Below are 22460 nucleotides of genomic sequence, written 5' to 3'. Positions count from 1 at the left end.
TTGCAGCGCGATCGTCAGTAGTTATCAAGCTATTTGTGTAATAAGTGATTTTTGACTCAAAATTCTACGTATTTTTACGTTCACGTAAGTAAAGCTCTTGCTGCTTGTTATTTTAGTTAACATCTGAACATGTATTCACATGTTATAAAACAATCTCAAAGAGTAAGTGGAGAAAACTATGACAGCTGTCACCCAAATGAAATGTGCCTGTCCGAATTGTCTTTGTATTGTTTCTGTTGAAGAGGCGATTAATAAAGATGGCAAATACTATTGCTCTGAAGGCTGTGCTGAAGGCCATAAAAACCAAAAAGGCTGTGGCCATAGTGGTTGTGGTTGTTGATTAGGGGCTAGAGCCTGGAGACTAGGGGCTAGTGTTTTTCTCTAACATCTAACCCCTAACATCTAGCCTCTATTTTCACAGACTAGATAACACTTCCCGTGCCACAGCAAGAGTCTGTTCAATATCTTCGTCAGTATGTGCCAAAGAAGTAAAGCCAGCCTCAAACTGAGACGGTGCTAAATAAACACCACGTTCTAACATTCCGCGATGAAAACGTCCAAATTTGGCAGTATCTGACTTTTTGGCATCTTCATAGTTATGAACAGGCCCAGAAGTAAAGAATAAGCCAAACATGGCGCTAATCTGACCACCACAAGCAGCGTGACCAGTTTCTTGAGCAATTTGCAATAAACCGGCTGCTAATTTTTGCGTAATTCGGTCAAGATACTCATAAGTACCAGGTTTTTGTAGCAATTCCAGAGTTTTAATCCCAGCTGTCATTGCCAAAGGATTCCCAGAAAGAGTACCTGCTTGATACACAGGGCCAGCAGGGGCAATCATGGACATAATATCCCGCCGTCCGCCGTAGGCTCCGACTGGTAAACCACCACCAATGACTTTACCTAGTGTGGTCAAATCGGGGGTAATGCCAAATTTCTCTTGAGCGCCACCATAAGCGATACGGAAGCCTGTCATGACTTCATCAAATACTAATAAAGCGCCATGCTCGTGGGTGAGTTCTCGTAGACCTTCTAGAAAACCAGCATCAGGAGGAATAAACCCTGCATTCCCAACCACTGGCTCTAGAATGACACCAGCAATCTGGTCGCGGTTTTCTTCAAACAAGGCTTTGACGGCTTCTAGGTCATTGAAAGGAGCTGTAAGGGTGCTGCTGGTTGCTGATTTTGGTACTCCTGGGGAGTCGGGTAAACCCAGGGTCGCTACACCGGAACCAGCTTTGACCAAGAACATATCAGCATGTCCGTGGTAACAGCCTTCAAATTTGATGATTTTCTCACGATTGGTAAAAGCTCGCATCAGCCGCAAAACTGCCATACAAGCTTCTGTCCCAGAGTTGACAAATCTGACCATTTCGATGCTGGGAACAGCATCAATCACCATTTCTGCGAGTACGTTTTCCAGAACTGATGGCGCACCAAAACTAGTACCTTTTTCTAAAGCTTCATGAAGTGCTGCGATCACTTCTGGATGAGTGTGACCGCAAATCGCAGGCCCCCAAGTGCCTACATAGTCGATGTATTGGTTGCCATCAACATCCCAGATGTATGCCCCTTTAACATGGTCAAAAACAATGGGTTGACCACCTACAGATTTAAATGCTCTTACAGGAGAACTAACTCCTCCTGGCATGAGGTTTTGGGCGGCGGCGAAAATTTCTTGTGATTTTGTGGTTTTAATTGTGGTGTTTACCAAGGTTCTCTCCTAAAAGTGAGAAAGAAAAAAGCTCTATCTTAGGATAGGGTTAAATACTGTGCATAATTTCTATCCTATAGAAATAGCTGAACCAGGAAAATAACAACTATGTTGTATAAGTCCAATGAAGACTTGCCTTTAGAAATCCGAACTCGGTTATCTGAGGCATACCAGGAACTTTACCGTGCAGCTTTTAACTCGGCTCTCCATTGGTATGGTGAAGCATCGAAAGCTCACCAAGTGGCGCTAAGTGCTGTGAGGATGCAGTCTGCAATGGACAGAAATGTTGTTGTTTCAGGCTAGATAATTAAATTTTCATTTTGAGAAAACATGCCAGCTGTCATATTGAGAATGGTATCGTGAATCCATGAATCATTGTTGTTAGAGCAAGTAAGCTGGTATGTTTTCTACCGAACCACATTCATTCCACCAGGCTATTCCCGTTGAAGAAATTCGCTACGACGAACGGGGTTTGGTAGCGGCTATTGTGCAGGACTATTTGGATGGTACTGTCTTGATGATGGCTTGGATGAATCGGGAATCGTTACAAAAGACTTTGGAAACTGGAGAAACTTGGTTTTGGAGTCGTTCGCGTCAAGAGTTATGGCATAAGGGCGGGACTTCGGGACATATTCAAAAAGTGCAGAGCATTCGCTATGACTGTGATAGTGATGCCTTGTTAATTGGGGTGGAGCAAATCGGAGATATTGCTTGTCATACGGGTGAGCGCAGTTGTTTTCATCAAGTAGATGGCAAAATTCAACTACCACCAGCCGATACATTATCTCAGGTGTTTCAGGTGATTTGCGATCGCCGCGACCACCCCACAGAAAGTTCTTATACTTGCAAGTTGTTCGCAGGTGGCGATAACAAGATTTTGAAAAAGATTGGGGAAGAATCGGCTGAGGTTGTGATGGCTTTTAAGGATGATGAGCCAGAAGCCATTGCAGGCGAGGTTGCGGATTTGCTATATCACACCTTGGTTGCTTTGGCTCATCATCAAGTTGATTTAAAGGCTGTCTATCGGAAGCTGCAAGAACGGAGACGTTAGGGATGTGGGGAGTAGTGGTTCGGCTACGCTCACCAACCGGGAGTAGGGAGTGGAAAGTAGAGGATGAAAGTAATTTTCCTGACTCCTAACTTCTGCCTTCAAACTTTTTGTAATTCTTATCATTCGCTGAACTTTTCCTCACTGATTCCACAGGGTTTCCACAGGGTGTTGAGTAGTTTTCCACAGACATACTACGAGATGATCAGCAGTTGCTGGGTTACTGGGGATTTTGGGGTGATGGTTGTAGCTGGTTTCAGTGACTGAGTTTTTGTGAATTTATGTAACAAAAACTCAGGCTAAACCCTGATTATTCCGTGAGTTTTTCTTTTCTTAAGCACTTTTGTTAACATTTCGCAGCATTGACAAAACCACCCCCTCTTGAAGCACAATGATGCGACTGGCACTTTATTTCTACCCGAATTTATCTGGGAAAATAAAAAATTCCTGAGATGTTTGGAGGCAACAGAAGCGACAATTTTGATTTTTTGCTTCAAGAGTGGCAGTAAATTCGCTTGATCGACCTCAGAGAAGGAAAATCTCATGAACACAAAGGTGAGCATTTTTACGGAAATTCCCGAAACACTCCATGAATCGCTCAAAACTTATTTAGAAACTCACCCTGATTGGGATCAAACCCGTGTGTTAACAGCAGCTTTGTCACTGTTTTTACTCCAAAATGGGGATAGCGATCGCCGTGCGGCTCGTGTTTATTTAGAAACTTTATTCCACAACTGCTAGTTATGTAGTAGGGGACAGGTGACAGGTGACAGGTGATATTCCTGATATGTTAACTGTCTTGGCGATCGCTATATCAATCAGGACTGAGACAAAAACAGAATACATAATACTAAGTCAGGGCGAACATTTGTTCGCCCTGACTTAGTATTAATTATGAAATAATTAATTCAAGGGTTAGTTTCCAATTGCGGGGAATGAGTAGGACATTCAAACTTGTAACCTACACCGCGTACAGTCTGAATTAATGCTGGTTGACTGGCATCAGCTTCAATTTTCTTCCGAATTTGACCGATATGTACATCGACAACCCGTTGGTCGCCAACATATTCATAATCCCAAACCTCTTGAATAAGTTCGGCTCGTCGCCAAACTCGACCCGGATGGCTGGCTAAAAAATGCAGTAAGTCAAATTCTAATGCTGTTAGGGGTACTGGCTGGTTGTTTAATGTCACTTCCCGCCGAACGGGATCAATCATCAGTTTTTCAAAAACCAGGCGTTTTTGTTCTGCTGTTGTCACAACCCGTTGTCGCCGTAAAATCGCGGCGACTCTGACTTCTAACTCTCCTAAACCAAATGGCTTGGTGAGATAGTCATCAGCACCTTTAGCAAAGCCGCGAATCTTGTCAGCTTCATCCGCACGGCTAGTGAGCATGAGAACAAACACACCATTACGACTTTGCATCTCTTGGCAGAGGTTGAACCCGATCACGTCTGGTAAGTTTACGTCTAAAATTACCAAGTCAGGGTTAAATTGCTCGAATAGCGCCAAGGCTGTTTTACCATCCTCAGCCGCCTCCACCTGATAGTTCTGCTTAATCAAAAAGCGTTGGATTAAGTTGCGAACCGCAGGGTCGTCATCAACTACAAGAATCTTGGCAGGAGCCATGACCATCACTTTGCACAAAAATTCGTAAGATTAACAGGAGAATTGCGTACTTTGGGATTGTTACACAAACTTTGCTGGTGTTCTCGTACTTGAGATGCAGCCATTTTAATGGCAATTTGATGTCAAATCATGAGATAGTCTCAATATGAGTCACAGCAGTTTTGTAACTTCGGGAAATTTCCTACTCCCAATTACGTGGTAATTTAAAGCTTTTCAATTTTAATATCGATATGCTTATGGATACCACTAGTGATTGTGAAGCTGGTTCATCTAAATTGTCTCAAGGCACGGTAAATTGCCAAATTTGAAACATAAAAATTAATTTTTTCATAAAAAAATAAGTTTTAAGAAGTCTTAGTTCAAATTCTAGAGTAAAGCCACCACTGGCCAACGACATGAGGGGATACACGGAGTTCTAGCAATATGTTAAAGTTGCTATAGTTAAATTTCCTGGGTCAATTCAACTTACCCGTGCTACTATCCTGGTAGAGCATATAAGTTGCTTGCAACATTTGTTTAAATCTAGGCAAAACCTAAAGTTGTTTTCCAAAAAGCAAAATACCGCTGCTGACTAAGGCTGAAGTGTAAACTCCCATGAGCGATCAAAATCCCTACGACAAACTTGGGGTGTCCGAAGATGCTAGCTTTGATGAAATTCAGGATGCTCGCAATCGCCTATTGGAGCAACACAGTGGCGATGCTAAGGCTCTGGAACTCATTGAAGCGTCTTATGATGCGATTTTAATGGATCGGTTACGGATGCGTCAGGAAGGCAAAATTAAAGTACCTGAGCGAATCCGCTTCCCAGAACTGCGAGTCCAATTTCCTCCTAAAGAAGTTTCAACTCCTCGTGAACAGTCGCCTGCATGGCTTCAGAGGCTATTAGATCAGCCAACAACGGCAGATGTACTGTTACCAGGTGCTTGGTATTTAGGTTTGAGTGCTATTGGTATTTTCTATCCCGCCTCTGGTGATCAAGTTTTACAGTTGGCGTTGGTGGTTGGGGTAGGTATTAGTGTTTACTTTCTCAATCGTAAAGAAGGTAAGTTCGGTAGAGCTGTTTTGTTAACGCTGATTGGTCTAATTTTAGGCTTGATTATTGGCGGATTGATTGCCAGCGGTTTACCACAACTCAGTTTGGTGAGGCTGAATCCTGAACAATTTTCTACGGTGTTCACTTTTATATTATTGTGGTTAATTAGTAGCTTCCTGCGGTAATATACAAAATTTGGCATTGATTATGGGTAGCAGATGATTGATTCTGCTACCCATATTTATTATTTGAGGGTGAGAGTACTCTTTTCTAGGATGAGAGCTACGGCTGAACTTAAATTCGGAACAATCAAATCGGGGCGGTATAGTTCTAGTTGAGCGCGATCGCGGATACCAGATTCTACAGCCATAACTTTAATATTATGAGTTTTAGCGGCAGTGATATCGGCTTCTGTATCTCCCACCATCCAAGTATCGCTAACGAGAGACAGTTCTTTTAAGGCTCTGGCCATTAACAATGGCTTATCATCAATGTCACGGGTTTTAACATAGTCATTGCTCAGACAATAACGGCGATTTTCGGGAAAAAACCTCCCTAAATCAAATTTTTGAAAGGCAAAGTCTAATTCCCAAACTCGCCGCATGGTCATGACTGCTAAGTCAACTCCGGCAGCTTGAATTTTTGCTAATGCTTCTACAGCACCTGGTACTAAGGTGTCATAGTCAAAATAAGGTTCTGTATGTACTGTTTTCCGCCTTAGTTGCGAAAATTCTTGTGCTTGTGCTTCATCAAGTCCAGAATTTAAGGCAATTTGTTTTTCAGGAATTCTAGCTCGTTTTTGTTGCCAAAATTCAGCTTTACTTAGTTGTCGTACTGCTTGTCCTGGAAGTTGGGTTTTTTGCAAACAATATTGATAAACACGATAGTACCGTTCAGAAACATCAACAATGGGGCCGTCGAAGTCGGTAAATAGTCTTAGCATCGGCGGAATTTAAATGTTAATTTTTCTTAAGAGTATCCTAATTATGTATCAATAGTCATTATTTGGTTAATTGATGTAAATATTTATTTCAAATTGTTGGGTTAAGCAATCCAAAACCCAACGATTTGAAAGTTAATGAGTGGGGAATAGGAAAGAAGACTAACTATTGGAATTTTGAAGAATCGATGTTAAGTAAGCGCCTGACAGCTTGTTCTATATCTGTTTCTTTGATTAAAGATTCGCCGATTAAAACGGCGTTGGTACCAGCTGCTGCCATCAAGGATAAATCAGTGTGGGTGTAAAGTCCTGATTCACTGACGACGATCGCACCCAAGTTGTGAATTTGCGATCGCCTAGCGGCTAGTAGTCTTTGAGTTGTGCCGATATCGACGGTAAAGTCTACTAGACTTTGGTTGTTAATGCCAATCAAGCGGACATCATCTAGCTGCAATACCCGATCAAGTTCAGCTAAGGTATGTACTTCTATTAAGGCACTCATCCCCAAATAATGAATGATGCGTTGAAAATCTTGCAGTTGTCTATCTGTAAGAATTGCGGCTATCAGTAGAACTGCATCTGCACCTGCGGCTCGTGCTAAATAAATTTGGCAGGGATCAATAATAAACTCTTTACAAAGCAGTGGTACTGATACTTTGTGGCGAATCATCCGCAAACTTTCAAAACTACCTTGAAAAAATGTCCGTTCGGTGAAGACAGAAATACAAGCCGCACCAGCACGTTCGTAGGCTTTGGCGATCGCAATAGCATCAAAGTCTGCGCGAATCATCCCATAACCAGGAGATGCTTTTTGAATTTCTGCAATTAAACTAGGACTATAAGGATTTTGTTGTAAGGCTGTTAAGAAATCTCGGACGGTGGGTGCAGCTGTTAACTGACGTTGCAAGGAAGCTAAGGACATGTGTTGTTGAATCTGTGATACTTCTTGCTTTTTCTGCAACACAATTTCTCTTAACATAGGTTGGAGATGAGGATTCACGGTAGTCGTCGGGTAAATCATAAGTTGTCAAAAATTGGCAAGTGAAATGAATTAAAAACATGAAGTATTCACATCAGCATAATAAATTATGCTGAGTAGAAATTTTTCCAACGAGTTTTTTGGCATTTATAGCAATAAAGTCTGCTATAAATTGCAATAAAAAATATGAACATCAGCCAGAAATATCTGGCTAATGCAGGGTTTTTCAGGAAGATAAGGCTAAATAGATAGTTCGATTTTAAGAGCTAACCCAATTTGATTTGATGTCAAAAACGTTTAATTTCCGCTCAGAATCTTCAGCTTGTTTTGGCTTTGTGCCGTGGAGAAGGTAGTTATTTTTCAGGAGACGAATATAGGTACGGTAGGGAATGTAATCTATAGGGTTATAACCAGAAAATCTCAGCATTAGAACACATGCCCAGGAGTATTTACCTGCAATTATGGCTTTAATAATTTGTTCAACTTGTTCTGTATTAATTGGTTTAGCGTTTTGTAGGTTATCTAGTTGATACATAAAACCCTCTTTTTGGCTGTAATCCCAGATTTCTAGGTTGGATTATATTTAGTACCAAAACTCTGTTCAGGGTATCCGCCTATTATTTCACGGATATAAATAAGACGGACAATTATAGGCTAGGCTATCGATATACACCGACATATTTGCCCCCAAAAATGAAGTGTATATCAATGAAAACTTTTTTAATCGTAGTTAACCGTGGTTCATAATTTTCCGATCAATTGCTCCCACCGAAAAATTTTGACTTAGAACCTGGCGAAAGTAGTCGAATGCCACCTCAACTCATTTGGCATACTCACCTGATTGTTTCGGTAGAAGACATTGACCTGTGTGGTAGATGAAGAGTGTTGCCATGTGTAGTGGCAAATTCATACTGAAGATGAGCTGACGGTTGTTTGCTGTTTTCTTCTTCTGCAAATAATTCTGTGCTGTATTGCCGATTGCGGCTAATTGCCAACATTTGCGGGGGTGGGATAAACACTCCCATAACGGTGGCCATAATACTTGAGTGAGATCGCAAAGTGCCGAGATGGTGAAAGCTTTCTCCCTTGTGGTTAATTCCAGTGGGGGATTGATCAAACTATCGTCCTGGAGATTCGTGAGAATCCAGGTGAAACATTTTGCCTTCAGTGATAGTGCAGCATATATGAACATCGCCCAAGGTGTGGTAGGTGAAGGAATCACAAATCATCGGCATTTCTGGGAACCTGTTGCAGCAAGTATGGCGCGATCGCTGGATTTTCCCATCAATCTCGCTACTGCAATAAAACAAGTTTGAGACTACAGCACTAAATCAATCAGCACCAAAAGAATTTGAAAATAGGGGTGGATAGGCATCAACCAGCATTGTGATTTGCGAGATTGATTTATCCATAATCCCGCCCCTATTACTAAACCGTGTTGCAGAAACTGCTTCTTTGTTAAGACTACTGAATATTAGGTCGCAGATATATGATGATTGTTTTGCTAGACCTATCTATTATTTCGCTCTTGCTAGAGAAATCTAGTTTGATTTCCGAATTTACTTGTACTGTAAGGGAGTTGGAAATCAGCGTACTAAACTTTTTCTGGAATCAAGCATAAGCCCTAAGTATTAATTAATTTTTGCCAAATCTCTGCTATTTGAAGAAACACCAATAATGCAGGGATATTACATAATCTGAAGCATAATCAATGTCTGGCTCTTTTTAGATTTTTTTGTCTAAAGAGTTAATTTAATTGTGTTTTAAAACACATAAAAAATTAATGTTTTTTATTTCTAAGGACGGATGTATATCTCCTAATTCATCTTCTTAAGTGGGTAATTTAGCTTATTCATTGATTTATTTATATCTAGAGGCAGATGATTTTGCTGATTATTTTATAGTTAGATTCCATAGGGAGTAAAATTTCCAAAATTAAATATTATATGAACAAAAACAAAAAATTGAACCTACGCATTCTTGACAAACCATAGCAGATTGCAAGTGTGTAAAGTAGATAGTGTAATTCTCAAAAATAGATAGGGGACTGATGAAAATTTTGAGTCCTAAAACATGCGGTATGTCAGTTTACAGCACAGTTGTGGTTATGGGATTGTTTAAATTCTAAATTGCTATATACATTTATACTATTTTAGTTTTGATTTTATACCCATTTAGAAAGCTAAAATAGATAAATTGTGATTGATAAATTCCGGAATTATATTTGATGGATTTCTATTGTAGCAGTAGCAAAACTGGTGTTACCTTTATATTTTCTATATAAAAAATTTACTTTTTAGTAATAAAACTTCTTTCATAGCAAGAAAAGCAAAGTGATATCTTTTTATTGGTAGAATATTTTTAAATAAATCAGCAATTTCAATTAATTTTTAATTTTCACTTTGCGATCGCAATTGATTCAGGCTATCTGTGTGGCTTGATTGTCAACTAGTTAACAGGAGTGCGGAATATGCAGACTGACGGTTACACGTTAGTTTGTTCCATCTCTAGAGTGGCGCTAAAGCCACAATTAGAGTTGACATTTGTCGGTCAAGATTGGGAATTTAACTACATTTTTAGGTGTCAGAGTGATGAAATAGTAGAGCTAAATATGCACACTTTAATTGAGGAATTAAAAGAGATTAATAAACATTTACAACAAGAAGTTTTCACACTGAAGCAGAAAGAATCGGATTTAGAAAAATCGGTTGTTTTACTGCGTTCTATTTTGGAATCAACAGCTTATGGCATGATTGCAATTAGTTTAGAGGCAGATATTGTCAGTGTGAATCAACAATTCATTGAGATGTGGCAAGTTCCCAACTCTCTGACAATATCCAAGAATAGTTTGCCATGTCGAGCCTTTTTGGAAAATCAACTGAAACAGCCACAGTTACTGCGTGATTCGATGTGGGAGATGAAGTGTGATTTTACAGGCGATCGCTACGATATTTTAGAGTTAAAAGATGGTCGATTCTTCGCGCAATATTCCAAACCGCAAAGGCTAGAAGAAAAAATTATTGGGAGAGTCTGGAGTATTTGGGACATTTCCGAACTCAGCCAAGCTGTAGAAAAATCACAAAAACTCAGCGAACTGCGATCGCAACTTTTGTCTATGGTGTCTCATCAATTACGTACACCGCTGAATGTAGTTTCTTTTTCTAATAGCTTACTCACAAAGCACATCCATGAATGGACAAGTGATAAAACTCTACCATTATTAGGACGGATTCAAACAGCAGTCGAACAAATGAGCAAAATGTTAGACGACATTTTGTTGTTTACAAAAGCAGAGACGGCTAAATTACACATCGAGGCTAAACCACTGAATTTAGTACAGTTTTGCCATGAGATGGTAGCGCAAATCCGTACTTGCAATAGCCAAAACAAAGTTAACTTTGACAGTCAAGGTTCCTGTTTCACTACTTTTGTCGATAGAAAATTACTAGCGCCAATCCTGAAAAACTTACTCGACAATGCAATTAAATATTCTCCGTCAGGTGGGGTGGTAGATTTACAACTTTTCTGCGAACCAGAGAAGGTGATTTTCCAAGTCGCAGATAGAGGTATTGGTATACCTGTAACAGACCAACAGCGACTATTTGAGCCATTTTATCGAGGTAGCAATATTGCTCATCTACCGGGTACTGGACTAGGACTATCAATTGTGAAAACTCTGGTTGACTTACATGGTGGTCACATTGATGTGAAAAGTGAAATTGGTGTAGGTACAACTTTTACAGTTATCCTCCCCTCCATGAAATAAAAGTTTTGAATGAGTTTTTTAACCTGCCACAAATCCTAACTGATGAAACAATGATGCACACATCGTCGTACACAATTCTGGTCATTGAAGATGATGCTGTTACTCGCAATCTCTTCTTAGAAAGTTTACAAGCTGAAAGTTATGATACTATCGGCGCAGAAAATGGTCGTGTTGGTATCCAGTTGGCACAAGAGTATTTACCTGATTTGGTGATCTGCGATATCTTAATGCCAGATATAGATGGTTACGATGTTTTAAATGGTTTGCGTCAAGACCCACTAACAGCAATTATTCCGTTTATTTTTCTGACTGGTAGCGATACTAAAGATGCTTTACGTAAAGGAATGGAGTTGGGTGCGGATGATTACCTTACCAAACCTTTAACGGTAGAGCAATTGCTCAAGGCGATTCAAATTCGGTTAGAAAAACAAGCTTTACTCAGGTATTGGTATGCTACTCAATCACAACCTATACCTGCAAATGTCACTGTTTCAGAAACTTCAGAGTCTATTTTCCCATCAGTTCCCCAACTCAAACAAGTTTTTGACTACATTGAAGCAAATTATCATCAAGGAATTACTTTAGCGAAAGTTGCGGAAGCGGTGGGTTATTCCCGCGCTTATTTAACCAACCGAGTCGCCAAACAAACAGGAGAAACTGTCAATGGCTGGATTTTGAAGCGACGGATGATGGCGGCGCGTTCTTTACTCAAGGATACTAACCAAACTGTTGAGCAAATTGCTTTGGCTTTAGGTTATCAAAATGCTTGTCACTTTTCTCGCCAATTTCGCCAGCATCATGGCATACCTCCTAAACATTGGCGAAAAAAGCAGCAGCTTTTTAATACTTGTACTCAGTTAGAAAAGTGCTTGCATATTAGTCAGAGATAGTATGTCAAGGTAGAAGGGGAGACAAAGAGGATAATAAATTTAGTTGCTCTTTGGTTTGGCTGATAGCTGTTGTATTAATAGTTGCACAGCCAAAGCGATTAAACCGATCGCTACTATCCCAAATATGCCACTACCTAAAGCAACTATCCCCACAACTAGGGTGCGTACCGCAGAGCTAATCTTGATGACGAGTTCATTTTGAGAATGGAGTGGTTTGCTGGCGAAGTTAGTAGCGATCGCAATCATCAGCGAATATAAAGCATAGGCTAATCCACTAGAAATGATTGCGCCTGTAATACAGCGTAGTGGTGAGACTTGCGTTGGTGTTGTGGTTTCTTGTGGTGTAATGTTCTGGTCACTCATAAGTCAGTCAAAGGTCAAAGGTCAAAAGTTAAAAATAAAAATGAAAAATTTTTTACTTCTTACTTATTAAGATGCTATCTGAATGCCATGTGTAATGGTGCGAGTCACAAACAATTCTAAATCTTCATTGGGTATTGCTTGTCTGATAGATTGTTTGACTGCTTGCGCTTGTGGTTCCGACTCGACAATTGCAAACACACTCGGCCCGGAACCAGACATCATGGTTCCGAGAACTCCTGGTTGAGTTGCAAATAGTTCCCGCAGTTGCATGACTTGGGAATAAGCAGGTAAGACTACACGCTCTAAATCATTGTGCAGTTTTTGAGCAATTTCTGTTGCATCTTTACGGACTATTGCTTGGACTATTTCACCGGAATGAACTGCGGCGGCGCGGGCGGCTAAATCTTCGGTGTCTTTGAGATAGGTGTGACCAAATTCTTGACGATAGGTTTTGTATGCCCAAGGGGTAGATACTTCTAGGCTACGATATTTTGCCAATACTATATATATATGATCTAAATTTGGCAGTGGCGCGAGTTGTTCACCTCTACCTGTGGCGATCGCTGTTCCACCCGCCACACAAAATGGTATATCTGAACCTAAAGTCGCACCCAACTCTTCAATTTCTGTTTGAGTTAGTCCCAAGTTCCACAATAAATCTATCCCGACTAATACCGCCGCCGCATTTGTGGAACCTCCCGCCAACCCCGCCGCGACGGGAATATTTTTTTCTAATGTAATTTCCACGCCGCCATGTTTCGCCGCAGCTTCAGGAAATTGTTTGGTCATTAATTCGGCGGCGCGATAGACGAGATTAGTTTTATCGGTGGGGACTTGGGGATGGTTACAGTGGACGCGAATAATTTGTTCACTGATGGCGCGGACAGAAATTTTGTCGGCGAGGTCGATGCTTTGCAATATCATGACTAACTCATGATAACCATCAGCGCGATCGCCAATGATTTCCAGATACAAATTAATTTTGGCAGGGGCGATGAGGGTGTAACTACGCATCTTGAGTGCTGAGTGCTGAGTTAAAAGTGCTGAGTAAGTTACTCAGGCTTACCCATTGCTGAGTGCTGATTTCTTCAGCCCTGGCTTGGGGATTTATTTCTAATTGTTCCAGTAATTGGGTCAGGCGATCGCGGTCAATTACAGATTGCAAGTTGTTCCGCAACATTTTGCGCTTTGACCCAAAACCTAACTTTACCAGATTCTCTAATCTGCGTGGGTCGTTAGCTAAAGTTTCTAGTTGACGCGGACGCAACCTAACAACTGCTGAGTCTACTTTTGGCGCTGGGTAAAATGCACTAGCCGGAACTGTACAAATTAACTCACATTCTGCTAGATACTGTACTCTAACTGATAAAGCTCCAAAAGTTTTTGACCCAGCTTTAGCATACAATCTTTCTGCTACTTCTTTTTGAATTAATAGGACGATGGAATCGAATGGTTGGGGGTTAGGATTAGCAATTGTTCCTAATAGTTTTTCGATGATTGGGCCGGTAATATTGTAAGGAATATTCGCCACTACTTTATTCGCGTTTTGGAACTTAGGAAATGCTGTTAAATTCGCTGCTAAATCTAACTCCAAAAAATCACCTTGTAAGAGTAAAAAATTTTCTTTACTTCCCAACTCTTTTACTAATAACTTACATAAATCCCTATCTATTTCTACTGCTAATAAAGCTTCTACCAAAGGTAATAAACGCCGTGTCAAAATGCCTGTACCCGGCCCGATTTCCATAATGCGGTCATTTGTACTACACTCTGCCGCCTGCACAATTGCGTTGAGTGCCTTCTCACTTTTGAGCCAATGTTGAGCAAAAACCTTGCGCGGTCGTACCATCTATTTTTCTTGTCCTGTAATGTTTTGGGCGTTTAGTCAAAAATCTATTTCTTACTTTTTGCTTACTTTTAAATGTTGTTTTTTGTAACGGATAGTAGATTTTAGATTGACGTTACAAAATTTTTGTGGTAGTAGTTGATATTCAAAAGCTATCTCCCGTAGGTTGGGTGGAGCGACAGCGTAACCCAACAAATGATACGCCGAAAAAGGCACAACTACAAAAATTAACGCTGCAATTTGTGTTGGGTTAAGGCGCAATTTAAATTTATCGTGTTGCTTTTGATATCTGTTGTGCGCCTCCACCCAACCTACCATCTGAATAACTGTCAAAAAACTTCATATCCTGTATACTCCCGCATTTCAGGAGCTTGAAATCCTAAAACAATATCATCTTTAGGAACCCCTTTCTCTACAAGTTCTTGAGCCACTCTCATTTCCGTCATATTCTGCTCAATTGAAATTTTTCCCTGCTTAATATCCAAATGTAAAACACAGCCATAAACTCGCCGATGACCATCCCAACCTACATTCATAACCATGTAATGGTCTTGTTTTGTATCAAAAACCGTGTAGCAATCAATCTGACCATTTGCTATGGGAATAGCAGCATAAGCCGTCAGCAATGACTCAATGATATTCCGATAAGACTCTAGGGTATCCATTGTAAAATTACCTCTTGAATCGGGTCATTGAAACGTAGTGTAACCCAATAAATCAAGCTGAATTTTTGTGGAGAGAGTATGGCTGAATCAATACCTCCGCCGGAATTCCCAAACAGGAATGCAAACGCCGAATCATATCTAGTGTTAGTGGTTGCTGGCGATGCAAAACAAGAGTAACTTCCCCACGATTTCCAATAATAGACTCTAAATCCTGCCAAGATAACCCACGGGATTCGAGATAGTATAAGATTGCCTCAATCGGGTCTGGTGGAATGATGGGATAATGTTGCTGTTCATAAACTTCCACCAAAGTTGTTAAAACTTCCAAGCGATCGCATTCTGGTGTATTCTGTTGGGCATCAAATAGCCGTGCAATTTCATCAAGCACTGCACGATAATCAGCTTCATTTCGGATAGGGCGGAGTTCCAGCATTTACTTCACCTTTTTCCAATTATATCTGCGCCTCTACCGTAGGTTGGGTGGAGCGACAGCGTAACCCAACAAATGATACGCCGAAAACCGCGAAATTTCTCAACTATAAAAATTAACCCTGCAATTGGTGTTGGGTTACGGCGCAATTTAGATTTATCGTGTGGCTTCTGATACCTGTTGTGCGCCTCCACCCAAACTACCATCATAAATACCTACAGGTACTGGGGAATCAATCAATTCCAAAAGCTGCTTTCCCATCCTTCACCGTAATCATCAACGTCATAGGTGCAACAGGTGAAGCAACAAAACCACATCTCTCGTAAAATTGCTTGGCTTCCTCAGACATTGCGTGAACAAGGATAGCTCTAATTCCCGCAATATTAGCAGCTTGTAATGTCCGAAGTACCCCATCACGCACCAAAGCTCGACCAATTCCTTTTCCTTGCCAGTTAGAGTCTACAGCAAGTCTGCCTATTACCATCACAGGAATTGTATTTGGCATATTACGTCTAACTTTCCCTGGTGCAGTGGTATTCAATACACTACCATTAGCTAGACAATAATAAGCAATCACTTTTTGCTCAATTGTCACAACATAAGTTCGGGATGCACCACTAGCTTCGTTGTTTAATGCTCGTTTCTGCAACCATTCATCTAATTCTGCATTACCTGAATTAAAATCTGTTAACTCATGTTCTGGTTTAATTGCTTGGGGAGGCTGTAATATTTGATGAGATTCATTCATCCCAAGGTGCTTTTTCTGTTAGTAATTGATGCAGGTTTTCATTGACTGATGGTGGTGCATCCAAAATTGCCATAAACTCTTGGAATTTTTCATCATCTAAAACAAATAATCTCCGGTCTAGTAAAATTGCTTGGGCTTCTCGACAAGCAGTTTCTAGCATAAAATCCGAGCGATTTTTACCTAAAGCCTCTGCGGCTAAATCAATCAAATCTCGTTGCGCTTGGTGAGCGCGGATGTTGATGGTTATATTACGATTTTGATTTTCCATATTATCAATATATGGGTTTGTGTATACAATGTCAACACAAACAATGTGTAATGGGAATTTATGAAGAAGGAGTCAGAATGCAGTGCGATCGCTTCTCATGTAGTAACCCAACAAAATAATACGCCGAAAACCGCAAAATTTCTCAACTACAAAAATAAGTGTTGGGTGGAGACACAATCTTTATCTTGTGCGCCTCCACCCATAAAAGTAAAGCAGAATCAAAAATATAGCGGTAGTCAGAGATGTTAGGACAATTTCAAAGCTTGAATGCCAGGAATAGTAAGACTTTTCTTCCTGCCTGGTTGGTGAGCGGACTTGTACTGAGCGCAGTCGAAGTAGCCGAACCACTGCCTTCTGCTATAACTAAAGCACAATTTCTTCGCCCTTCTCTGTAAAGCGCACATCTTTAATTTTCCATTGAGAATTACTCATCAAAGTTTTGCGGACACTTCCAAATAAAGCAAACTGTTCGCAGCTAGAAAGGGAAGCTATTTGGCGCTTCGACTGGGGAGATAAACGCAAATCAACAGTCGCTACCCCATTTCGCACATTCACCCGATAACCAGACAAACTAAAGTCGGCGGTGTCTCTTTCTTGGACAATTTTACCAACGGCGCTGGATACAGGTTCGGTGGCTGATACTTCCACCTTTTGGGGAATTAGTTCTTGACATTGAGTATCGCTGGTGTAGAGGGTAGCTTTGACAGTTTTGCTTGTCTCGGTTTTTGGCGCTGCTTCCAATGGCTCAATTTTTGTATTGCTGGGGGTAACTTTAACAGTGTTATTTGTCTCAGTTTTTGGTGTTGCTTCCAGTGGCTCAACTTTTGTATTTTTGTCTCGTAATTGAGCCATACTAGGGCTTTGGCTAGGAATTGGACTAGGTTGAGCGGCTGTTGTTGGGGCTTGGTCATCAATTTTGCTGGCTGTTGGTGTAGGATTAGAACTACAACTGCCCAGACTGGCTGCGATCGCCACAACAATTAATGGAATTAAATATCTTTGACTCATAGTTGTACTGCCATACTTTCTTCTTTAACTTCAGTGTCATTGGTAGCAATTCCGTATAAATTTGCCAATAGTATTGCTTTACTTCTTATACTCTGATTACTTATCTTCAAATTAGATCATCATGCCCAGTAACGCCACCAGCACCTACGACCCCCGTAAAGCTGAATGGGAGAGTATTACAATTGACCAATGGGAACCATCTAAATGGAAGCAGTGGAAAGCCAAACACCCTGCATCAGATGAATTTGCCAAAATTGAACGGGAATATTTAAGAATTAAATATGCCATTCAGCAAGCTAACTCGGCATTAAGTTTAGAAAAAGTTAAAGTCAAACTGAAATTAACTAGTCATAAAACCATCGGCTTACAAGGGACATTTCCTTGTCGTCCAGGTGACATTGGTAAACAAGGTAGTCCTAACAAACAATATACAATTTCTTGTGGATTTGCAGCCAATGATACCGGGCTGAAAATGGCAGTTTTAAAAGCGCGGGAACTAGACTTATTATTAATCACCAAACAATTTCAATGGACTCCTGAACTACTCGGTAAACAAGCCCAAAAAATTGAACCAACAGCCACAGAACAATCTACCAAACTCATCAGTGAATTAATCCAAGAATACGAGCGCCAATTTTGGAAGACTCACGAAAAAAATCGCCAAGGAATCCGCACCTGGGAAACTCATTATCTGCGTCACCTCAAAAAATTACCCCCAGACATTCCCATGTCTGCCCAAGCATTAGAAGCTGCCTTAGAAAAGACTAAACCTAATACCTCATCTCGCTTTTTTTTAGTTTGGCAATTGAAAAAGTTTTGTGAATTTTGCGGAATTACCAACTTTGCCACAATTTATAGTTACGCCACCCCCAAACCCCATCCTACACTGCGAAAAGTCCCCACCGATGAAGAGATTATTCAGGGATTTATCAAAATTGGTAGCCCATTATCAGTATATGCCAGTAAAGAGAATTTAACAGAACCAGAGCAATGGCAATGGGCGTATGGGATGTTAGCGACTTATGGTTTAAGACCCCATGAATTATTTGCTGTTGATATAGATGCTTTTAGGGATACAGCTAACACTTTTCATTTAGTAAATTTAAATCCTAGTTTGACTGACGGAACAAAAACTGGTGAACGCAGTTGTGGTATTCCACCCCTACATCCCCATTGGGTAGAATTATTTGATTTAAAAAATATTAAATTGCCTTGCCATACAGGGACTTTAAATAATAAAACTGCAAAACTGCAAGTTAGATTTAGAAATGCTGAGGTAGGATTTAAACCTTACGATTTGCGTCATGCCTATGCAATTCGTGGTCATCGTTTAAGAGTGCCAATCAAAACAATGGCTGATTACATGGGACATACAGTCCAGGAACATACAAAAACTTATCAACGCTGGATGAATGAAGATGCGAATTTAGCTATTTATAAAGAAGTTGTAATTCATCGCCAAGGTACAACTAAAGAAGCCTTACAAGAAAGAATTAAAGAACTAGAAACAGAAAACACAGCCCTAAAAGCCGAAAATGCTACTCTCAAAGGTTTGTTGATTAAGCATCAATTGGGTGAATTACTAAATCAAGAAATATAGAATGAAATTTCATCTTAGAAAGACTCAAATACCCGACTTCTTCAAGAAGTCAGGGATATTGTTCTTGTTTGCCTGAGATTGGGAAACATATAGATTAAGTTCAATTCAGTTCCCTAACAGGCAAGTAACAAAACTATGGCTGGTAATCTGATAACTGTAGATAAAAATACTTACGACTCCTTGCAAAAAGAACTCAAGGAGTTGCGTCAGCTAGTTGTCCAGTATCAGCAAACCAATTCATGCAGCAACTTACATCCAGAAATCACTCTAGCAAATAGCGACAGGCGTTTAAAAAATATTGCAGATAACCTATTTGGGGCAATTTTTCAATTCACCAACCGCAATGGTGTTTGGAACGTAGATTATGTGAGTGATTTTATTTGGCAGCTTACAGGTGTCACAGCTGCCGCAGTCATGGAGGATATTAATAGCTTTTTTGCCTGTGTCTATCCAGAAGATTTTGATGGTTTTATCGCTTCAGCAACAACAGCCGTAGACAATTCTATCCCTTGGCACTACGAAGGGCGTTTGGTGAAACCCAATGGAGAAATTCGCTGGTTTCAAGGCGAATCAACACCCATACACCAAGACAAAGATGAGATTATTTTCTGTGGTGTCCTTTTGGATATTACAGAACGCAAACACACAGAAGCCGCCCTCAAACAACTCAATGAAGAATTAGAAGCAAAAATTGATGAACGTACCGCCGCTTTACGTCAGAGTGAAGCTAGATTCCAAAAGCTGGCGGATAGTGTACCAGGAATGTTGTATGAATTTCGGCTGGATACTGATGGTAGTATGTCTTTTCCCTTTGTGTCTTCGGGATGCCGTGAAGTTTTAGGGCTAGAACCAGAAGAAGTTCAAAACGATGCAGTCATGGGATTTGCTGATGTCTACCCTGATGATCTTCCTGAATTGCAAGCTGCAATTATGCACTCTGCCCAAACTCTGCAAAAGTTTAACTATAAATGGCGGGTGGGCAATATCTCTGGTCAACACAAATGGGTTCGTGGTGCATCTCGGCCAGAATTGCAAGCAGACGGGGCGATTACTTGGTATGGTTACTTGGCTGATATTACCGAAGCACAGCAAACTGAACAACAATTCAAAGAACAAGCCCAGTTTTTACAAAGTATCTGGGAAGGCGTAGATTATGGTATCTGCGTTTTAGACGTTTTAGATAACGGTACGGAGTTTCGTTTTGTGAAATGGAATCCGGCTATCCTCAACTTTAGCTTGGTACCGTTGCAACCTTTAGTCGGAAAAACAATGACAGAAGGGCTACCTGCTGAGGTGGCAGATTATTATCATCAACGCTATAGAAAATGTGTACAATCTCGCAAGACGATATTTTTTGAAGAATCTTTTATCGTAAATGAACAAGAAATTTGGTGGTTCTTCAATGTTACGCCGCTTTTTGATAGTGATTCGCAAATTGTTCAACTAGTTGTTACTATCACCGACATTACAGAACGTAAGCAAGCTGAGAAAGAACGTCAATTGTTTGTTTCTCTAATTGAAAATAGCAGCGATTTCATTGGTTGTGCAGATTTAAACGGCAAACCTATATTGTTAAATGAAGCTGGACGCAAGCTATTGGGATTAGCTAGTCAAGGATTTAGTGAAGATTTTAGCCTTGATACCTGCTTTGCCCCAGAAGATAAAGAATATCTCTATCAGCAGATTATTCCGGCGGTGATGCGAGATGGTGTTTGGCAAGGGGAATATCGGTTTCAACACTTTCAAACAAAAGAAATTATTCCAGTTGATTATAATCTTTTTTTGATGAAAGACCCTGAGACTGGTGAACCTTTGTATCTATCAACTATTACACGGGATAGCCGCGATCGCAAACAAGCAGAGGCTCAATTACAAGAACAAGAACAATTTTTACGCACCATTTACGATGGTTTTCCCCAATTCATCTTTGTCGTCGATGTTTTAGAGAACGGAGAATTTCGATTTGCTGGTTGCAATACAGCAGCAGAAAAAATGGTTGGCATTAATCATGACAAAATAGTTGGTAAAACTCCCAAAGAGTTACATGGTGAAGTTGAAGGTGCAGTTATAACTCAGCGTTATCAAGGCTGTGTGGATGCTGGTCATAGTCTTAATTATGAAGAATGCTTAACTTTTGATGGGGAAGAAACTTGGTGGTTCACAACTCTAAATCCTTTGAAGAATAGTGAAGGGATAATTTATCGCATTGTTGGCTCAACTTTAAATATTACAGCCCGCAAACAAGCAGAAGCAGAACTACAAGCTAGTCAACATTTTATTCAACGCATTGCAGATTCCTCACCTAATGTCCTCTACATTTTCGACTTGGAAGAACAACGCAATGTATATGCCAATAGAGAAATTACTACTGTGCTTGGTTATTCTGTTGAAATGATTCAACAAATGGGAGATAAAGTACTTCCTGATATTATTCATCCTGATGACTTAGAAATAGTCATCCAAAATCATCAAAAAATAGTAACTGCCAATGATGGAGAGATTTTTGAAGTTGAATTTCGGATAAAAAAACAAAATGGTGAATGGTCGTGGCTATACACAAGAGAAACTCCATTTACTCGAAACGCTGATGGAACAGTCAAGCAAATATTAGGCGTAGCAACTGATGTTACGGAACGCAAACAAGCAGTCATTCAATTACAACAACAAGCCCAAAATTTAGAAAATACTTTATTAGAGCTCCAACGCACTCAATCGCAACTTATTCAAAGCGAAAAAATGTCTTCTTTGGGTAATATGGTTGCAGGTGTAGCCCATGAAATTAATAATCCAGTTAACTTTATTCACGCTAATCTCATTCCAGCCAGCGAATATACCCAAGACTTACTAAGATTAGTAAAACTTTATCAAGAACATTTTCCTGAACCTCCAGCAGAAATTCAAGCAGAAATCTCACATATTGATTTGGAATTTCTCAAAACAGACTTAGTAAAACTGCTTCAGTCAATGCAAGTCGGGACTCAGCGCATCCGCGAAATTGTCTTGTCACTGCGTAATTTCTCTCGTTTGGATGAAGCCGAGTTTAAACAAGTAAATATTCACGAAGGTATAGAAAGTACTTTAATGATTCTCCACAACCGTCTCAAGTGTAAACCAAATCACCCAGAAATTATAGTCACCAAAGAATATAGTAAATTACCTTTGGTTGAGTGTTATCCTGGTCAACTCAATCAGGTATTTATGAACATTTTGAGTAATGCCATTGATGCCTTAGATGAAGCTTTTGTTGGCGAACAAGGACAAATTTGGATTCGGACTGAAGTAGTGAATAGAAACAGAGTAGCTATCCGTATATCAGATAATGGTCTGGGAATTACTCAATCTGTAATCGCGAAACTTTTTGACCCTTTCTTTACAACTAAAGATGTAGGTAAAGGCACAGGATTAGGATTATCAATTAGTTATCAGATTGTGGTAGATAGACATGGTGGCAAGTTATATTGCAACTCAGCACCAAAACAAGGCGCAGAATTTGTGATTGAAATTCCTATTACCCAACCCCAAGGTCGTAAATAA

The 22460-nt window shown here is 40.2% G+C and carries 26 protein-coding genes; 12 read left to right on the top strand and 14 right to left on the bottom strand.

From position 1 onward, the window contains the following. Positions 1–178: 178 nt before the first annotated feature. The gene (locus H6G75_RS23510) at positions 179–340 is read left to right on the top strand and encodes a metallothionein (RefSeq protein WP_190982369.1); all 162 of its coding nucleotides are present in this window, start codon (positions 179–181) and stop codon (positions 338–340) included. Between the two features lie 75 nt (positions 341–415). Here the strand turns inward: H6G75_RS23510 and hemL are convergent, their stop codons facing one another. After that, positions 416–1714, bottom strand: coding sequence for a glutamate-1-semialdehyde 2,1-aminomutase (hemL, locus tag H6G75_RS23505; RefSeq protein ID WP_190982368.1), 1299 nt, complete (start codon positions 1712–1714; stop codon positions 416–418). A gap of 108 nt (positions 1715–1822) precedes the next feature. Here hemL and H6G75_RS23500 point away from each other — a divergent pair, with 108 nt between their 5' ends. The 3 genes from H6G75_RS23500 (at position 1823) to H6G75_RS23490 (ending at position 3503) form a co-directional block, all read left to right on the top strand. Next, complete coding sequence (locus tag H6G75_RS23500) at positions 1823–2017, top strand: ChaB family protein (protein ID WP_062297230.1); 195 nt, start codon at positions 1823–1825, stop codon at positions 2015–2017. A 97-nt stretch (positions 2018–2114) separates the two neighbouring features. Beyond that, positions 2115–2765 carry a bifunctional phosphoribosyl-AMP cyclohydrolase/phosphoribosyl-ATP diphosphatase HisIE gene (gene hisIE / locus H6G75_RS23495; protein ID WP_190982367.1) on the top strand — a complete coding sequence of 217 codons (651 nt, stop codon included), beginning with the start codon at positions 2115–2117 and terminating at the stop codon, positions 2763–2765. Positions 2766–3305: 540 nt separating this feature from the next. Continuing rightward, positions 3306–3503 (top strand): DUF2811 domain-containing protein, encoded by a 198-nt coding sequence (locus H6G75_RS23490; RefSeq protein ID WP_062297234.1) that lies wholly within the window; start codon positions 3306–3308, stop codon positions 3501–3503. Positions 3504–3670: 167 nt separating this feature from the next. Here the strand turns inward: H6G75_RS23490 and H6G75_RS23485 are convergent, their stop codons facing one another. Then, positions 3671–4390 (bottom strand): response regulator transcription factor, encoded by a 720-nt coding sequence (locus tag H6G75_RS23485; protein WP_190681899.1) that lies wholly within the window; start codon positions 4388–4390, stop codon positions 3671–3673. A 594-nt stretch (positions 4391–4984) separates the two neighbouring features. On the opposite strand from H6G75_RS23485, the gene H6G75_RS23480 reads away from it, so the two are divergent. Continuing rightward, positions 4985–5608: a CPP1-like family protein gene (locus tag H6G75_RS23480; protein WP_190982366.1), complete on the top strand. Its 624-nt coding sequence runs from the start codon at positions 4985–4987 to the stop codon at positions 5606–5608. A 59-nt stretch (positions 5609–5667) separates the two neighbouring features. On the opposite strand, the gene H6G75_RS23475 is transcribed toward H6G75_RS23480, so the two are convergent. From H6G75_RS23475 to H6G75_RS23460, 4 genes are all read right to left on the bottom strand, one after another. After that, entirely contained in the window at positions 5668–6366 is a 699-nt protein-coding gene (locus H6G75_RS23475; RefSeq protein ID WP_190982365.1) for an HAD family hydrolase, read from the bottom strand. 163 nt (positions 6367–6529) lie between these two features. Continuing rightward, entirely contained in the window at positions 6530–7384 is an 855-nt protein-coding gene (gene trpC, locus H6G75_RS23470; protein WP_190982364.1) for an indole-3-glycerol phosphate synthase TrpC, read from the bottom strand. Positions 7385–7601: 217 nt separating this feature from the next. Next, the gene (locus tag H6G75_RS23465; RefSeq protein WP_190982363.1) at positions 7602–7877 is read right to left on the bottom strand and encodes a HetP family heterocyst commitment protein; all 276 of its coding nucleotides are present in this window, start codon (positions 7875–7877) and stop codon (positions 7602–7604) included. A 298-nt stretch (positions 7878–8175) separates the two neighbouring features. Beyond that, the gene (locus tag H6G75_RS23460; RefSeq protein WP_190982362.1) at positions 8176–8379 is read right to left on the bottom strand and encodes a hypothetical protein; all 204 of its coding nucleotides are present in this window, start codon (positions 8377–8379) and stop codon (positions 8176–8178) included. Between the two features lie 111 nt (positions 8380–8490). Between H6G75_RS23460 and H6G75_RS23455 the strand changes: the two genes are divergently transcribed. The 3 genes from H6G75_RS23455 (at position 8491) to H6G75_RS23445 (ending at position 11998) form a co-directional block, all read left to right on the top strand. Further along, positions 8491–8658 (top strand): hypothetical protein, encoded by a 168-nt coding sequence (locus H6G75_RS23455; protein WP_190982361.1) that lies wholly within the window; start codon positions 8491–8493, stop codon positions 8656–8658. Between the two features lie 1154 nt (positions 8659–9812). Further along, positions 9813–11108: a PAS domain-containing sensor histidine kinase gene (locus tag H6G75_RS23450; protein ID WP_190982360.1), complete on the top strand. Its 1296-nt coding sequence runs from the start codon at positions 9813–9815 to the stop codon at positions 11106–11108. A gap of 50 nt (positions 11109–11158) precedes the next feature. Continuing rightward, a complete protein-coding gene (locus H6G75_RS23445) occupies positions 11159–11998 on the top strand; it encodes a DNA-binding response regulator (RefSeq protein ID WP_190982359.1) in 840 nt (279 codons plus the stop codon). Positions 11999–12037: 39 nt separating this feature from the next. Here H6G75_RS23445 and H6G75_RS23440 read toward each other — a convergent pair whose 3' ends face one another. The 3 genes from H6G75_RS23440 to rsmA form a co-directional block, all read right to left on the bottom strand. Then, a complete protein-coding gene (locus H6G75_RS23440) occupies positions 12038–12361 on the bottom strand; it encodes a DUF3082 domain-containing protein (RefSeq protein ID WP_190982358.1) in 324 nt (107 codons plus the stop codon). 66 nt (positions 12362–12427) lie between these two features. Then, complete coding sequence (gene ispE / locus H6G75_RS23435) at positions 12428–13375, bottom strand: 4-(cytidine 5'-diphospho)-2-C-methyl-D-erythritol kinase (protein ID WP_190982357.1); 948 nt, start codon at positions 13373–13375, stop codon at positions 12428–12430. Continuing rightward, complete coding sequence (gene rsmA / locus H6G75_RS23430) at positions 13368–14210, bottom strand: 16S rRNA (adenine(1518)-N(6)/adenine(1519)-N(6))-dimethyltransferase RsmA (protein WP_190982356.1); 843 nt, start codon at positions 14208–14210, stop codon at positions 13368–13370. Before rsmA ends, ispE begins: the two co-directional genes overlap by 8 nt. 125 nt (positions 14211–14335) lie before the next feature. Here rsmA and H6G75_RS33595 point away from each other — a divergent pair, with 125 nt between their 5' ends. Further along, a complete protein-coding gene (locus tag H6G75_RS33595) occupies positions 14336–14461 on the top strand; it encodes a hypothetical protein (protein ID WP_277884104.1) in 126 nt (41 codons plus the stop codon). 75 nt (positions 14462–14536) lie between these two features. Here H6G75_RS33595 and H6G75_RS23425 read toward each other — a convergent pair whose 3' ends face one another. The 4 genes from H6G75_RS23425 to H6G75_RS23410 all read right to left on the bottom strand — a co-directional run bounded on the left by H6G75_RS23425 (position 14537) and on the right by H6G75_RS23410 (position 16318). After that, positions 14537–14872 carry a XisI protein gene (locus H6G75_RS23425; RefSeq protein ID WP_190982355.1) on the bottom strand — a complete coding sequence of 112 codons (336 nt, stop codon included), beginning with the start codon at positions 14870–14872 and terminating at the stop codon, positions 14537–14539. Positions 14873–14924: 52 nt separating this feature from the next. Beyond that, positions 14925–15305, bottom strand: a complete 381-nt coding sequence (locus tag H6G75_RS23420) for a type II toxin-antitoxin system HigA family antitoxin (protein ID WP_190982354.1) — start codon at positions 15303–15305, stop codon at positions 14925–14927. 229 nt (positions 15306–15534) lie between these two features. Further along, on the bottom strand, positions 15535–16050 hold the full coding sequence (locus H6G75_RS23415; RefSeq protein WP_190982353.1) for a GNAT family N-acetyltransferase: 516 nt from the start codon (positions 16048–16050) through the stop codon (positions 15535–15537). Continuing rightward, positions 16043–16318: a DUF1778 domain-containing protein gene (locus H6G75_RS23410; protein WP_190982352.1), complete on the bottom strand. Its 276-nt coding sequence runs from the start codon at positions 16316–16318 to the stop codon at positions 16043–16045. Before H6G75_RS23410 ends, H6G75_RS23415 begins: the two co-directional genes overlap by 8 nt. A gap of 60 nt (positions 16319–16378) precedes the next feature. On the opposite strand from H6G75_RS23410, the gene H6G75_RS23405 reads away from it, so the two are divergent. Then, the gene (locus tag H6G75_RS23405; RefSeq protein WP_190982351.1) at positions 16379–16567 is read left to right on the top strand and encodes a hypothetical protein; all 189 of its coding nucleotides are present in this window, start codon (positions 16379–16381) and stop codon (positions 16565–16567) included. 114 nt (positions 16568–16681) lie between these two features. Here H6G75_RS23405 and H6G75_RS23400 read toward each other — a convergent pair whose 3' ends face one another. Next, positions 16682–17326, bottom strand: coding sequence for a sporulation/spore germination protein (locus H6G75_RS23400; protein WP_190982350.1), 645 nt, complete (start codon positions 17324–17326; stop codon positions 16682–16684). Positions 17327–17447: 121 nt separating this feature from the next. Between H6G75_RS23400 and H6G75_RS23395 the strand changes: the two genes are divergently transcribed. Then, positions 17448–18926 carry an integrase gene (locus H6G75_RS23395; RefSeq protein WP_190982349.1) on the top strand — a complete coding sequence of 493 codons (1479 nt, stop codon included), beginning with the start codon at positions 17448–17450 and terminating at the stop codon, positions 18924–18926. Positions 18927–19061: 135 nt separating this feature from the next. Then, positions 19062–22460 (top strand): PAS domain S-box protein, encoded by a 3399-nt coding sequence (locus H6G75_RS23390; RefSeq protein WP_242051616.1) that lies wholly within the window; start codon positions 19062–19064, stop codon positions 22458–22460.

This window comes from Nostoc sp. FACHB-280 (assembly GCF_014697615.1).
In the GTDB taxonomy this organism is placed as follows: Bacteria; Cyanobacteriota; Cyanobacteriia; order Cyanobacteriales; family Nostocaceae; genus Nostoc_B.
This window is presented reverse-complemented; position numbering and strand designations above follow the sequence as displayed.